Source organism: Roseivirga pacifica (assembly GCF_900111145.1).
GTDB lineage: Bacteria > Bacteroidota > Bacteroidia > Cytophagales > Cyclobacteriaceae > Roseivirga > Roseivirga pacifica.
This window is the reverse complement of the sequence record NZ_FOIR01000004.1, coordinates 325474-338860: the sequence shown is the minus strand read 5'-3', so window position 1 is coordinate 338860 and position 13387 is coordinate 325474. Positions and strand designations below refer to the sequence as shown.

The following is a 13387-nucleotide window of genomic DNA, read 5'->3' as shown; positions in this document are numbered from 1 at the left end:
GAGACCTACGACCAACTGTGTATTGAAGCCGTTTAAAGTCAAGGTTTTATTTCCTTTTAAAGCTTTGTGAATTACCTTTGCGGGCGAATTGAGCGCGTAAAAAAGAACGACAAAAAATGGCAAAACAAGACAGAATTACGGTAGCGCATGGCGATGGTATCGGTCCTGAAATTATGGACGCAACCTTGCGTATTATGGATGCTGCTGAAGTAGGCCTTACCTACGATGTTATTGAAATTGGAGAGAAAGTTTATAAGTCTGGTCACGAGTCTGGTATTAGCCCAGAGTCTTGGGAAACTCTAAGAAATAACAAAGTATTCTTAAAGGCTCCTATTACTACTCCTCAGGGTGGTGGTTTTAAGAGTTTGAATGTGACCATCCGTAAGTCTTTGGGACTTTACTCAAACGTAAGGCCATTTAGAGCATATACTCCTTACGTTCCTTCTCACTTTCCTAACATGGATGTGGTGATTGTTCGTGAAAACGAGGAAGATCTTTACGCTGGTATTGAGCACCAGCAAACTAGCGAAGTGGTGCAAACCATTAAGCTTATTTCTGAGCCGGGTTCAGAGAAAATTGTACGTTATGCTTTTGAATATGCAAGAGCGTACGGTCGTAAGAAGGTGACTTGTATGACCAAGGACAATATTATGAAGCACTCTGATGGGCTTTTCCACAAAGTGTTCAACGAGGTGGCTAAAGAATACCCAGACATTGCTGCTGATCACTGGATTATTGACATCGGGTCGGCTGTAGTGGCTGCACGCCCAGAGTCTTTGGACGTAGTGGTAACGCTAAACCTTTACGGTGATGTGATTTCTGATATTGCTGCCGAGGTTGCTGGTTCTGTAGGTATGGCGGGTTCTTCAAACATTGGTATGGAACACGCAATGTTCGAAGCTATTCACGGTTCTGCACCAGATATTGCTGGCCAAAACATTGCTAACCCTTCTGGTTTGTTGAATGGTGCCACTATGATGTTGGTGCAAATTGGCAAAGCCGATAAAGCTGAGTTGATTCAGAATGCTTGGTTGAAAACTTTGGAAGACGGAATTCACACAGGTGATATTTACGATCCGAAAATTAGCGTTGAGCGCGTAGGTACAAAAGAATTTGCCGATGCGGTAATCGAAAGACTTGGCCAAAAGCCAAAGAAATTGAAGCCAGTAAAATACAACGAGAACGTTTCTATTAATGTAGAGGTAGCTGAAAAGCCTGCTAAGAAAAAGGAAATGGTTGGCGTTGATGTGTTTATCGACTGGAGAGAAGGTAACAGAGATGCTGATGCTTTTGGTGATAAACTTTCTGCTGAAGGTGCTACCGATAAATTGAAAGTTAAGGTGATCTCAAACCGTGGTGTATTGGTTTACCCAGGTGGAATGCCTGAGACATTCAAATCGGACCACTGGAGAGTGCGTTACACCAACCCGAACAACGAGTTGGTAACCAATAGCGATGTACTTGAGTTGCTTCAGAAAATTCAAGACCTAGGCTTCGACTTTATTAAAACAGAGCACCTTTACCACTTTGATGGTGAGCGTGGTTACTCGCTAAGCCAAGGAGAATAAGAAAATTCTACTATAGATTAAAGCCAGTGTGAAAGCACTGGCTTTTTTGCTAATACCTACTTTTATTCACGGTGTACTCCTTTTCCCATTTCTTTTCTGCTAACTCAAAAACTTGTCTGAAAGTACAAAGTTCTAGGTTTTCGAATTTGTAAGTTGATTTGGGCATAATATGACCTAGATTACCTTTGAAAACAGCTGAAGAGCAAACTCCATTCGTCATAATTAGTGTAGTGGACCATTGGTTGTAGATATCTACACCGTCAGACTCTAGCGCCTTTTCTGTGAACGCACCTTGCAATACTCCATTATTGAAGGTGCCTGTATAGGTTACGTTGTAATTGTATTTTACGTTAATTTGATCAACCGCACTTTTCTCACCGTTCTGGTATTCAAATTTAAAATTACCGTGCTTGACTTTGTTGTTGTCTTGAATGACGTAGCTATAATAGCCAGTATAGTTTACTTTCTCAGTGTTTGATGTTTCTCCGTCTATCACGGGTAAGCCAATAACCAGTTCAAGGTGCTCAGCAGAAATTCCTTCAAAAGTGGTTTTCAGTGTGTCTGTCTGATTTTCGAGGGATACACTAAAGTTATTTATAAACAGTAAGCTTAAAAATAGTTCTGTCATTAGTCATGTGTCTTCAGTTTTTAAATATAAAAAAAAGGCCACCACAAAGTGCTGGCCTTCCTCGGTTCAGAACTGGTTAGTTTAATCCCAGTCAAAAGTATCTATTGTATATGTGCCTTTATCTTCCAAGCCGTAGTCTCCGTATTTCCCTGAAGATTCCATTTCGAACTCAACAGACCATTGCTGTTGGTTTAATTTGGAGCCTTTTACCCTAACGCTGGTTATGTTAAAGCCTTCTTCGAAATAGCAGTAGCACGCCCTGGTGTAATACAATTCCATTTCGCCAAGACCACTATCCGTTTTTGAGTCGTATTCAAAAGAGGGAATGTTGTTCGGTATCTCTATCCAAAATATTTCAGAGAGCTCATCATCAGCTATGTCTTTGTCATCGGGGTGCGTAAGTACAAAGCGAAAAACGGTTTTTTCACCTTTGTTCCACTTAATGTATGTTCCGGTTTCTTCCTCTGGCTCGGTCAGTTCTGCATTTAAATAGAACTTACGTTCTACAGCGCCTTCCAAAGGGTCTACTTTGTTGCAAGCAATTGCCATTAAGGCCAAGGTTGCTACTACTGTTGCTGTGAATATCTTTTGCATGACTAGGTTGTTTGCAAGATTAGACACAGGCATCTGTCGCAAAGTTGGAATGCGATGAAACTCCCCCTTTTTGAAAAGGGGGCTTGGGGGATTAGATCAGAAAGTGAAGAATTTAACCCTGGTTGTTGTTCTTTACCAATGCGCTTGTAGCTGAGTGCCAAAAGCGTATTTATTTATCACTTCACTTTGAGTGAAAAGATGAACCTTGAAAGCACCCTACTTACCGAAATACTTTGGTAGGTTTTCCAGAATGTCGTCCGACATTTGGTCTATATCGTAGCTTTCTTGCCAGCCCCAGTCTTTTCTTGCTTCGCTATCGTCAATGCTATCAGGCCAAGAGTCAGCTATTTTCTGTCTGAAATCTGGAGCAAAGTCCATTTTCAAATCAGGATAACGTCTTTTTATAGAGTTGGCCAATTCAACAGGAGTAAAAGAAAGTGCCGCCACATTGTAGCTCGAACGTACCTTTACCTTTTCTGCCGGAGCTTCCATTAAGTCAATAGTAGCCTTAATCGCATCTGGCATGTACATCATTGGCAGTACTGTTTCTTCAGAAAGAAAACAGGTAAAGTCTTCGCCAGCAATCGCCTTGTGGTAAATATCTACGGCATAGTCGGTAGTTCCACCACCTGGTAGCGACTTATAGCCGATTAGTCCAGGGTAGCGCAAACTTCTAACATCAACACCATATTTATTGTGGTAATATTCGCACCAACGCTCGCCTGCTAATTTGCTTATGCCGTAGACGGTGTTAGGGTCCATTACTGTGTGCTGTGGCGTGTCAACTCTTGGGGTAGTTGGCCCGAAAACAGCAATAGAACTTGGCCAGTATATCTTGTTTAGTTTGTGGTCTTTGGCTGCTTCTAAAATATTCAAAAGGCCCGTCATGTTCAGGTTCCAAGCCCACTGTGGGTTTTCTTCTCCTTTGGCAGAAAGAATTGCGGCCAAATGATAAATTTGAGTAATGCCATGCTTTTTAATGATCGTATCGATCAACTCACGGTTCATTACATCTAAACGTTCAAAAGTAAAAGCCTCAATCGCCTTGTTGGGTTGCGAAATATCAGATGCTATAACTTGCTCATTTCCAAATAATTTACCCAGCTCGTGGGTTAGCTCAGAGCCAAGTTGGCCACAAGCACCAATTACTAAAACTTTCTCCATTTCCTCCGTTTTGAATTGCGGTGCAAACATATAGAATCATTGCTATAAGTAAAACGTTTGCCATGCGAAAGGTGAGGGCATGCGCTTTCTTTTTATATTTGTTGCTCATGGAAGAAATGACTTTTGATGCGTATTTAATTTCGAAGAAAATCGACCCTTCGGTCTTTAAAAGGACCGAAAAAGATCAGTTCGAATCGCTTAAGCATATTTTCGACCAGGTGAGCCCTGCCAGCTTTACGCAGCAAAAGCTTTTTTTGATCAATGCTACCAGAAGGAAATTCCCTTTTACAGAAGAGGCCGTTGAAGTTCCAAAAAAGAAGCCTATGGCAAGGCCAAAAATCATGAAACCTAAAACCCAATAATATGTACGACAAGCTGAAACCACATTTGGAGGCTGAAATCGAATCGATTAAAGAAGCCGGTTTATTCAAAAAAGAGCGTGTGATTACCACTCCTCAGGCGGCTGATATTAAAACCACTGAAGGCAAAGAAGTAATTAACTTTTGCGCCAATAACTACTTAGGCTTAAGCTCTCACCCAAAGGTGGTTGAAGCAGCAAAAGCTGCTATCGATACGCACGGTTTTGGTATGTCATCGGTACGTTTTATCTGCGGAACACAAGATATTCATAAAGAGCTTGAGCAAAAGATTTCTGAGTTTTTGGGCATGGAAGACACCATTCTTTATGCCGCAGCATTCGATGCAAATGGCGGGGTTTTCGAACCGCTTTTCGGTCCTGAAGACGCGATTATTTCTGATACGCTAAATCATGCTTCTATTATTGATGGTGTGAGGCTTTGTAAAGCCATGCGTTTCCGCTTTGTGCACAACGATATGGCCGACTTGGAAAAGCAGTTACAAGATGCAGATGCCAAAGGTGCTAAGCAGAAGATCATTGTTACCGATGGCGTGTTTTCAATGGATGGTACTATTGCACAGTTGGACAAAATCTGCGACTTAGCCGATAAGTACAATGCCCTTGTAATGACCGATGAGTGTCATTCAACAGGATTTATGGGTAAAACTGGCAGAGGGGTACATGAGTACCGCAATTGCATGGATCGAGTAGATATAATCACTGGTACTTTGGGTAAAGCCCTTGGTGGTGCTAGTGGAGGTTTTACTTCTGGTAAGAAGGAAGTTATTGAGTTACTGCGCCAGCGCTCTAGGCCTTACTTGTTCTCTAATACTTTGGCGCCATCTATCGTTGGGGCATCAATTGCAGTGTTCGATATGCTATCGGAAACCACCGAATTGCGCGATAAGCTGGAAGAAAACACCAAGTACTTCCGTGAGGAAATGACCAAAGCTGGGTTTGATATTAAGCCGGGTGAACATGCAATTGTACCTGTAATGCTTTATGAAGCTCCGTTGGCGCAAAAAATGGCCGATGCATTGTTAGAAAAAGGGATCTATGTAATCGGATTCTTCTATCCTGTAGTGCCAAAAGGACAAGCCAGAATTCGTGTGCAGGTTTCTGCAGGTCACGAAAAGCATCACTTAGATAAAGCAATAACAGCCTTTACCCAGGTTGGTAAAGACCTAGGTGTGATTTAAGCACTTATTGCCGACAAAATTTGAAAGCCAATACTTTAAGTGTTGGCTTTTTTTATGCTTTGGTAATGGGAGTTTTTCGTCCTGTGGCTTTGAATAAACTACCGATTTAGTTATTCTTGAGTATAGGCGATTTAATTTATGAACACACGACTGTACTTAATGTTGCCGCTGGTGTTGCTTGTTGCGGCCTGCGGTAGCGCACCCAAAGAAAACGTCTCGACCGAGGCTTCTTTTTATTCATATCCTATTGATCGTAATGCTCCTAAGGTTGATTTTTATGACCAGATAGAAAGCGTTAGACTACTTGGTTTGGAGGAAACTGACGAGTCATTATTACAACCTTTCTTGGTACATCTACCTACGGATAACGAGTTGTTAATTGTGGATGAAGGCAGCGGGGTTGTGTACCGTTACTCTAAGCAAGGAGAGTACATTGATAAGTTTAGCCACAAGGGCGATGGCCCTGAAGAATATGCAGGCATGCAGAATACTTTTTGGGATGGAACTGCATTGGTGACATTCGATAATAGAAATAGTGAGCTTTTGAGTTATACGGCTACTGGTGAATTCATAAGTACCGAAAAGCTGCCAACCAGAGTAATGCATGTAATGAAACGTGGCAATACCTGGTACTGGAGTAAAGGCAATATTCTTAATGAGGACTCGCTAAAATACAACCTGCTGGTGGCCGATGAGGCACTCAAAATTCAGCAATACCTAAAGCCAGTAGGCGAAGCTGATCCATTTCCAATCATGGGGTCGATTAACGATTTAAGAACATTCAACGATAAGATTTTATTCAATACCCTTATTTCTGATTCCGTTTTTGTGGTTGAAACAGATACAGTTGCCCCGTTTATCCATTTCGACTTTGGTGACGAATGGTTTTGGACGGAAGAGATGCGGGGTGATGCAGGTATGGCCATGGGAGCAATTGAGCAGGCCAATAAGGTCTGGGTATTTAATTGGTTTTTAACGAATGATCGAGTGGAGTTAAGTTATAACCTGAGTTTCAATGATAGTCGCAGAGGCTTTATTGAAAGAAAGACAGGTAAGTTTTATCACTACAGCGGAGAGGCATTGGAGAAAATTCCGGTGCAGTACTTTGGTGTGGATGATACAGCAGATGCCTTTTTCGGGACTACTAATTTTGAGGGGCTGGAGAAAATGGTGGAGGGTTTGGATGAATCTCAAATAGAGGTGCTTGGCAGTTTGAGCTTGGAAGATATGCTGAATATGGAGAATCCAACCCTGATTTGGGTGACTTTTAAACCGACAGTAGAATAAATTAATCAAGATGAATTCACACAATACCTTTTACCTATTCACCGCCATGTTCTTTTGCTTGCTGATGGCTTGTAGCTCGGCACAAGAAGAAGCTACAGAACAAGCTGCAGTTGTAAATACCGAGTTTCGGTCCATTCCGCTAAGTTTAAACGCTCCTGATACCAAGCTTGCTGACCTTATTGAGTCTGTGGAAATTGTAAAGCTGGAAGAAACAAGTGAATCGTTGCTTAGCTTTATTAATGCAGTTCATGAGGTTGGTGACAGCTATGTTTTTTCTAGTGAGGACGGGATATATACGTTTTCTAACGAGGGTGAGTATATTCAGAAATTTAGCCGCTTTGGTGAGGGACCCGAAGAGCACGATAACATAGAAGACTTGTGGATGGAAGGGGATACCGCTGTAATTCATGACACCAAGCGTTATATAAAAAGGTACTTGCTCGATGGTACTTTTATTAGTGCTGAAAAGTTAGAGAATAATGCAGACCATATTATGCCCTTTGAAGGTGGCTACTTAATGGATATGGGATTTCGGCCAGTGAATGACACTTTGAAGTTCGGTTTGGTAAAGGCAGATAAGAATGGCGTGTTTGAACAAGGCTATCTGCCCTTTGATAAATTCCCCGGCTTTTCGATTAAAACAAGCACACCTACTGTACAAACTGTTGGGGGAATGGTTTTAATTCAGAAGACTTTGTCCGACTCTGTTTACCTGTATGCCGATGGTCAGGTTAAGCCCTTAATTCATTATGACTTTGGAGATGACTGGCTGTTGAATGACATTGAACTGTCTGGTAATTTTTTTACGGAGGTACAGCAATCGGAGAAAACTTGGATGATTATGGGAGAGTTAGGGCCACAATTGACTGTGCTAAATGCACAAGTGGGTATGGGAAGTAGTCCGCGCTTTTTAATGGATCGCTCAAATGGTAAGACGGTAAAGATTGACGTACAGATTGATCCCGAAGAGAAATTCAGCTTTGCAATATGTAAATGGCGTGGCCCAAAAGAAGCTATTTTATCATTGGAGTCCCTTCAAGTAGCACCTTTAATAGATCAGTTAGATGAATCTCAATACAACTTTAGAGGAGGTACTACCCTAGAAGAAATAGAATCCTCTGAAAATCGAGCCTTGTTGGTGGTGAAGTGGAAAGATAGTGTTGAATGGTAGTTTTATTGAGTTCATTTTTCTAAAAGGTAGATGCTGCAATTCACCAAACTCCTAGAAGGCTTTTCGTGAAAGAAACCAATAGGCAAGCGGTACAAAGTACAGCGCGGTAAAGGTACCAATGGTAAGTCCGCCAATTACTGCAAAAACCAGTGGACGCTGCAAGTCAGCCCCAATACCATCAGCAAACACTACGGGTAGCAAAGCCAAAATGGTTGTAATGGAAGTCATCAGAATAGGCTTAAGTCTAATTTCTCCGGTTTTGGCAATGGCGGCAGTAAGCTGTGCTCTGTAATCCGTACTTTGATCTTTATTTATTGCACCAGCCAATCGGTTAATGGTGTCTATTTTTAAAATGGCATCATTAACCATAATTCCCAGCATTACAATAATCCCAATGGCCGACATTACATTAAGTGTTGCGCCAGAAATGTATATAATAATTAGGGCACCTAAAATCCCTAGGGGTAAAGTGAAAATCACAATAAGGGGCTGAACGAGCGATTCGAACTGCGCGGCTAAGATAAAATAGAGCAGGGCTACTGATATTGCCAGAATAAAGAGTAACTGTTGCAGGTTTTCTTGATCCTCAAAGTAAGTGCCGTCAAAGTCTACCGTAAGGCCTTCTTGCGAAGCAACGGCTGGAAGTTTACTGGTCAGTATTTTGATCTCACTCTCACTGATTTCATCCCACTCCAGTGATTGGTAAATACCGGTTCTGTCTGCCGTAATGTTCTTTTCGGTGCTGGAGAATGAGAAGTTAACAAAGCGAGAAACAGGATATTGTTCTCCTCTTGCACCACTTACAAAAACCTGCTGCAATTGTTGTTGCAAATCGGTCTGAGGGCGCGTGATCTTTATCGGGGTTACTTCACCAAACCTTCGGATTTCTGTAACTAAGTAGCCATCGAGTGCATTGCCCAAGGCTGTTTTAAATGCACCTTCGTTAATACCGTAAGTTGAAAGTGCCTCTATATCGATGGAGCCCTCTAGGGCGTTTTCGTAAACAAAACCTTTTCCTGCTATAGATTCGCTTTCAATGTTTTGCTCAGAGGCTTGCTTGAGTGTTGTCATCATTGCGGGCTTCATTGGCTCGCTTTCTCCTAAGTTTTTCCATTTGGCCACAAAGTAGCTGCCTTCCGTTACAAAAATCTGATCGAAGGCATTCGGAGCATCAGTAATCTCAAAAGTGGCTTCTGGGAAACTTTGACTTAAAAATGCTGCAATTTGAGCTTCTATTTTAGCCTTCTGCTGTTGGTCTGCGAACTTTAGATAGAGGTTTGCGTGTTCCACGGATCCTTCCGAAATGGAGAGCAAAAACTGACTTAGGCCAATGTCTGATTCGGAAACCGTGCTTTCTGGGGTTTCAGCCAGTATAGATTGAAGGCGCGCTTTATTAGCTGCTACATCAATTGGTGCATTCCACTGAATGGTTACCAGTGTTTCAGTCTTTTCAATTTCTGGCAAACCAGTTTTTGGCAAACTGTTCAATAATAAATAAGCCAATGGAATAAGCAATACAAGTACGGCCAAGCTAACTGCTTTGAATTTCCAAACCAGCTTAAAAATGCTTTTGTAGCCTCTTAGTATAAGTCTGAAAAATGCACTGTCTTCATTGATTCGTTTTTCGCTTTTACCAAAAAACAATTTGTAAAGTAGCGGCAATAAAATAAAGGCCACCATTAAGGATGCTCCTAAAATAATGGCCACGGAAACCGCCTGATCGTAGAAAAGTGAGCCTGAAAGCCCATTGAGGAAGACTAGCGGCACGAACACCGCCAAGGTGGTTAAAACCGAACTGATAAGTGGCGACATTACTTCGTTTACCCCGCTAATACAGGCTTCGGTAAGGCCAAGTCCTTCGCTGCGTTTGCGCGAAATATTATCGATAACAATGATGGCATTGTCAATGAGCATTCCCAAACCCAGTGCCAGCCCGCTTAGTGAAATAATGTTGATACTAAGCCCTACAGCATAGAAAAGTAAAAAACTGATAATGAGCGATACAGGTAGGGTAATACCCATAATAATTGGCAGGCGATAATTTCCCATGAATAGGAAGAGTACGGCAAATGCGAAAACACCACCATAGATTAAACTAGTGCTGAGGTTGCTAATGCCTGCGTTTAATAGGCTCGATTGGTCTTGCGTTAGATCGAAATCGGCCTCAGTATATTCCTTTTTAAAAAGTTCTACTGCATCGTAAACCAAGGGAGTGAGCTCGGTCATCTTGGCATCGGCCTGTTTGTGTACCGTAATCACTAGGCCTTCTTGTCCTTGAAACAAATGATAACTCTGTACCTTTTCCTGTTCGAAGGAAATACTTGCAAGGCGACTGAGTGGAACGACATCACCATCAGGGTTTTTAACCGGAAGCTTTTTGATCTCTTCAATATCGTCTAAGCGATTGGCCATGCGCACGAAGTAGCGGTACTGACCGTCTTTTATAGAAAGTTGCCCCAGTTCTTGGTTAGCAGTTTTTAGCGTTTGCTCAATTTGCGACTCTGTGATGTTGAGTGCCTCCAGTTGTGCCCTGTATGGATCAATGGAAATAAATTCAGAGCGAGTTCCATTAATGTCTACAATGGAAACTCCGTCCAATTGCTCGAGTCTTTTCTTAAGTACGCGCTCGGTAAGTTCAGAAAGCTCAATAAAATCTGTGCCTGCGCGCGGAGTTACCTGAATACGAATAATTGGTATGTCAGAGGTATTCACACGAATAATGCGCGGCCGATCCATGTCGCGGGGCAGGCTTTCCTGTAGCCTATCAATCTTTTCATTGATTTCGATATAAGCCAAATCCATGCGCGTACCGTAATTAAATTGCAGGTTGATGACACCACTTTCACTAGTGGCGGTACTTTCCAGGCTTTTTAAATTGTTCAGCGCATTTAGCTCGGTGCGAATAGGGTTGAGTACGCTGTTTTCGATAATGCGTGCTGGGTTGTTGGGGTAGTCTACTTTTACTACAATGGAAGGTACTTCTATACCCGGCAAAAGCGAAATGGGTAAGTGCCGAATGGCCAACACACTAAACACCAGTAGCCCCAGAAACGAGAGCAGTACAGCAATAGGGCGTTTGATTAAGAAACGAACCATATGCTATTAATTATTCGATTCTATAGAGTTGCTTACTTGCTTTACGCGGGCATCGTGCGCCAGCTGCATGTTGTTGCTAACGATCACAATGTCGCCATCCTTGAGCCCGTCTTTCACCTCTATTTCTACGCCATTGTCCATGCCGGTTTCTACATATTTCCATTTGGCAAGGCCATCTTCCAAGGTGAATATTACCGATCGGCCGCTCTTCATTACCAAAGCTTCGCGCGGTACAATAATGTTCTCGTTTTGAGGTACACGTACTACTGCATTGGCATTCATACCGGGTAAAAGCCCCTGTGGATTGTCGATTTTCAGCTTTAAGCTTACCATGCCATTCTCGTCTACACTTGGGTCAATTTCCACTAGGGTAGAAGAAAATACTTTGTCACGAAAGGCCAATGGGTAGATGTCAGCTTTTAGCCCTGTTTTTAAGTGTGCATAGTCCGATTCAAGCACTTTTGCCGTAAGTACCAAGCTGTTGGGGTTGTAGATTTTACAAAGAGCATCGCTGTTTACCAAGTTGCCTTTTTGTTGTTCTAAGGCTGTAACAATGCCCGAAATGGGTGCTTCTAGAATGGTATTGTCTAAATTAAGTTGTGCCTCTTTTATTGCTATTTCGGCATTTACCAAGCCGTTTTTGGCTCTCAGGTTATCGCGAATAACTTGCGTGAGAGAGCTACCGAAGGATATAGAATCGTTATCGTAGTTCACCTTTGAACTCGCATAAGATGCCTTGGCTCTTTCCAATGCGAGTACCTCTTTGGAGTTTTCAAGCTGAGCCAATACTTGCCCGGCTGTAACGCGCTGGCCGTTTTTAATGTTTAGCTCTTGTAAATAGCCTCCGGTTTGAAAAGTGACCTGCACTTCTTGCGCAGCCGAAAGAATACCGCTGGCGTTTACCCTCAGTTCAAAGTCCTTTTGTTGGGCAATGGCAGTAAGCACTTCGGTAGGTTTTACTTCAGCCCGAAGCGATTCAACATCAGGTTCTTCAAAAGTTTCCTTTTTGTTTTGACAGGAAGCAACCGCTAAAAATACGAGTAGTGTGAATAGTTGTGGTGTTCTCATAAAGCACACAAAATAGTGCTAAAATTTATAAGCAGAAAGCTATGGGTGGAAAAGTTGGGGTGGTTTAACTAAAAAGGTCGTTGGTTGGTGTTTGAGCTATTCTTTTTGCCAGAGCAACACCTCAAAATCAATAAAGTCTTCTGCTTCGTTATTTTTTAGTTTTATGCAAAGGCCTTTTGGTGATACAAATGACATGTTGATGTCATACTTAAATTTGGGGAGTTCTTTCTCGCCTATGATTTCTAAATGCTCATTCAGAATGATAATTCGGGGTGCTTTAGTTTCTGATCTTTCCGAGTCTTTAGAGTAATAGTCGTTTTCAGATATTGGGTCTTGCGCAAAGCGGTAATACAGTTTCCGATAAGGGTCATAATGTATCATATGAAAAGACGGTTGAGTCATAAACTTCATTTCGTCATGCTTTCTTCCTGGCGATTGCATGCTTTTTCTTGGGGCTTTTAGGTTGCCATAAGTTGGGCTACTTGCGTAATGACTGTTGGTTCCGTTTAGGTCTTTTACACTAATTGAGGTCAAGTTTTTATCCGCTGCATAGCTGAAAACAAAAAGTTCTTTATCAGGATTGAAAGTGTAGAACATGTTTTCAAAACCACCTCTCCAATACGCTTCTTTATAGAAGTCTGGATATCCAGAGAAGTAATCGATTTGGTCTGTTTTTAAGTTGAGTATGGCCATAGTGGGTTGCGTGAAAATACCGCCAATGGCCACTTGAAAATACAGTTTACTATTGTGGTAGGTCATAGGGCTGCCCGTCCAAACCATTGGGTCGGGCAGCTTATTGATTTTACTTGGGTCTGAATTCTTATGTTTTTTGATTGACTTCCCATTGATGTCAATCTGGCGAATTGCTCCGATAACATCATTTGTGTAAATGGTTTGGTCATCCACATAGAGGTAGTTGTTGGAGTAATTTGGGTTTGGTCCTTCCCGCTCAATAAAGGTCTTCTTTACCGGTTTGCCAGTTTCCAAGCTAAAGTAGATGATGGAGAAGTCATTGTCGTTCCAATAGGCTAGCTGGTCTTTTTCTGCAATATATTGAAGCCTAAAAGAGTTTGGCGGAGTTACGTAGTCAAGGTGAACGCGGATTGATCCTATTGGGCTTAGCAGGGCTAGTGCTTGCTTTTGTTTTGCGTTAGTTTGGCTTGCAAGTGACGTTAGTATCAAGAGGAATTGTAAAATGAATTGGTGCATGTGTTTTTGTCAGTTGAGACTAGAACGGATAAATGATTGTGTTAG

The 13387-nt window shown here is 42.0% G+C and carries 11 protein-coding genes; 5 read left to right on the top strand and 6 right to left on the bottom strand.

What is annotated here, in order from left to right:
• Positions 1–116 precede the first annotated feature (116 nt).
• Entirely contained in the window at positions 117–1568 is a 1452-nt protein-coding gene (locus BMW98_RS18615; protein ID WP_090260716.1) for an NADP-dependent isocitrate dehydrogenase, read from the top strand.
• Between the two features lie 49 nt (positions 1569–1617).
• Here BMW98_RS18615 and BMW98_RS18610 read toward each other — a convergent pair whose 3' ends face one another.
• The 3 genes from BMW98_RS18610 to BMW98_RS18600 all read right to left on the bottom strand — a co-directional run bounded on the left by BMW98_RS18610 (position 1618) and on the right by BMW98_RS18600 (position 3954).
• Positions 1618–2196, bottom strand: a complete 579-nt coding sequence (locus BMW98_RS18610) for a hypothetical protein (RefSeq protein ID WP_090260715.1) — start codon at positions 2194–2196, stop codon at positions 1618–1620.
• Between the two features lie 81 nt (positions 2197–2277).
• A complete protein-coding gene (locus BMW98_RS18605; protein ID WP_139177690.1) occupies positions 2278–2790 on the bottom strand; it encodes a hypothetical protein in 513 nt (170 codons plus the stop codon).
• Positions 2791–3006: 216 nt separating this feature from the next.
• A complete protein-coding gene (locus BMW98_RS18600; RefSeq protein ID WP_090260788.1) occupies positions 3007–3954 on the bottom strand; it encodes an NAD-dependent epimerase/dehydratase family protein in 948 nt (315 codons plus the stop codon).
• Between the two features lie 62 nt (positions 3955–4016).
• Between BMW98_RS18600 and BMW98_RS18595 the strand changes: the two genes are divergently transcribed.
• From BMW98_RS18595 to BMW98_RS18580, 4 genes are all read left to right on the top strand, one after another.
• Complete coding sequence (locus BMW98_RS18595; RefSeq protein WP_139177687.1) at positions 4017–4316, top strand: hypothetical protein; 300 nt, start codon at positions 4017–4019, stop codon at positions 4314–4316.
• Between the two features lies 1 nt (position 4317).
• Positions 4318–5511, top strand: a complete 1194-nt coding sequence (gene kbl / locus BMW98_RS18590; RefSeq protein ID WP_090260709.1) for a glycine C-acetyltransferase — start codon at positions 4318–4320, stop codon at positions 5509–5511.
• A gap of 138 nt (positions 5512–5649) precedes the next feature.
• Positions 5650–6798: a 6-bladed beta-propeller gene (locus BMW98_RS18585; RefSeq protein ID WP_090260707.1), complete on the top strand. Its 1149-nt coding sequence runs from the start codon at positions 5650–5652 to the stop codon at positions 6796–6798.
• 10 nt (positions 6799–6808) lie between these two features.
• The gene (locus BMW98_RS18580) at positions 6809–7969 is read left to right on the top strand and encodes a 6-bladed beta-propeller (protein WP_090260705.1); all 1161 of its coding nucleotides are present in this window, start codon (positions 6809–6811) and stop codon (positions 7967–7969) included.
• 51 nt (positions 7970–8020) lie between these two features.
• Here the strand turns inward: BMW98_RS18580 and BMW98_RS18575 are convergent, their stop codons facing one another.
• The 3 genes from BMW98_RS18575 to BMW98_RS18565 all read right to left on the bottom strand — a co-directional run bounded on the left by BMW98_RS18575 (position 8021) and on the right by BMW98_RS18565 (position 13315).
• A complete protein-coding gene (locus tag BMW98_RS18575) occupies positions 8021–11065 on the bottom strand; it encodes an efflux RND transporter permease subunit (RefSeq protein WP_090260703.1) in 3045 nt (1014 codons plus the stop codon).
• Positions 11066–11071: 6 nt separating this feature from the next.
• Positions 11072–12133, bottom strand: a complete 1062-nt coding sequence (locus tag BMW98_RS18570) for an efflux RND transporter periplasmic adaptor subunit (RefSeq protein WP_090260701.1) — start codon at positions 12131–12133, stop codon at positions 11072–11074.
• A gap of 96 nt (positions 12134–12229) precedes the next feature.
• Positions 12230–13315, bottom strand: coding sequence for a DUF4221 family protein (locus BMW98_RS18565; protein ID WP_170836531.1), 1086 nt, complete (start codon positions 13313–13315; stop codon positions 12230–12232).
• Positions 13316–13387: the final 72 nt, after the last annotated feature.

Bases quoted from the DNA above. Each gene is read 5' to 3' on its own strand.
- BMW98_RS18615 (WP_090260716.1), top strand. From the start codon at position 117: ATGGCAAAACAAGACAGAATTACGGTAGCGCATGGCGATGGTATCGGT.
- BMW98_RS18610 (WP_090260715.1), bottom strand. From the start codon at position 2,196: ATGACAGAACTATTTTTAAGCTTACTGTTTATAAATAACTTTAGTGTA.
- BMW98_RS18605 (WP_139177690.1), bottom strand. From the start codon at position 2,790: ATGCAAAAGATATTCACAGCAACAGTAGTAGCAACCTTGGCCTTAATG.
- BMW98_RS18600 (WP_090260788.1), bottom strand. From the start codon at position 3,954: ATGGAGAAAGTTTTAGTAATTGGTGCTTGTGGCCAACTTGGCTCTGAG.
- BMW98_RS18595 (WP_139177687.1), top strand. From the start codon at position 4,017: ATGCGAAAGGTGAGGGCATGCGCTTTCTTTTTATATTTGTTGCTCATG.
- kbl (WP_090260709.1), top strand. From the start codon at position 4,318: ATGTACGACAAGCTGAAACCACATTTGGAGGCTGAAATCGAATCGATT.
- BMW98_RS18585 (WP_090260707.1), top strand. From the start codon at position 5,650: ATGAACACACGACTGTACTTAATGTTGCCGCTGGTGTTGCTTGTTGCG.
- BMW98_RS18580 (WP_090260705.1), top strand. From the start codon at position 6,809: ATGAATTCACACAATACCTTTTACCTATTCACCGCCATGTTCTTTTGC.
- BMW98_RS18575 (WP_090260703.1), bottom strand. From the start codon at position 11,065: ATGGTTCGTTTCTTAATCAAACGCCCTATTGCTGTACTGCTCTCGTTT.
- BMW98_RS18570 (WP_090260701.1), bottom strand. From the start codon at position 12,133: ATGAGAACACCACAACTATTCACACTACTCGTATTTTTAGCGGTTGCT.